Annotated in this window: 1 protein-coding gene; it reads left to right on the top strand. The window is 61.5% G+C overall.

What is annotated here, in order from left to right; all coding sequences use genetic code 11:
* Window positions 1-627, top strand: a 627-nt coding sequence (locus CO656_RS29550) for a formyltetrahydrofolate deformylase (RefSeq protein WP_037427867.1), incomplete at its 5' end; no start/stop codon positions are given.
* Window position 628: the final 1 nt, after the last annotated feature.

The following is a 628-nucleotide window of genomic DNA, read 5'->3' on the forward strand; positions in this document are numbered from 1 at the left end:
AAGGTGCTGCTGATGGTGTCGCGTTTCGGCCATTGCCTGAACGACCTGCTCTACCGCTGGAAGATCGGCGCGCTGCCGATCGACATCGTCGGCGTCGTCTCCAACCACTTCGATTACCAGAAGGTGGTCGTCAACCACGACATTCCCTTCCACTGCATCAAAGTGACGAAGGAGAACAAGCCAAAGGCCGAAGCCCAGCTTCTGGAGATCGTCGAGCAGACCGGCGCCGAGCTGATCGTTTTGGCCCGCTACATGCAGGTTCTGTCCGACGCGCTCTGCAAGAAGATGTCGGGGAAGATTATCAACATCCACCACTCCTTCCTGCCGTCCTTCAAGGGCGCCAATCCCTACAAGCAGGCCTATGAGCGCGGCGTCAAGCTGATCGGCGCGACGGCGCACTACGTCACCGCCGATCTCGACGAGGGCCCGATCATCGAGCAGGACATCGCCCGCATCACCCATGCGCAGTCGGCCGAGGACTATGTGTCGATCGGCCGTGACGTCGAGAGCCAGGTGCTGGCGCGCGCCGTGCACGCCCATATCCATCACCGCACCTTCATCAACGGCAACCGCGTCGTGGTGTTTCCGCCGAGCCCTGGGAGCTATGCGTCCGAGCGAATGGGCTGAC

It is taken from the genome of Sinorhizobium sp. FG01 (assembly GCF_002531875.1).
GTDB lineage: Bacteria > Pseudomonadota > Alphaproteobacteria > Rhizobiales > Rhizobiaceae > Sinorhizobium > Sinorhizobium fredii_C.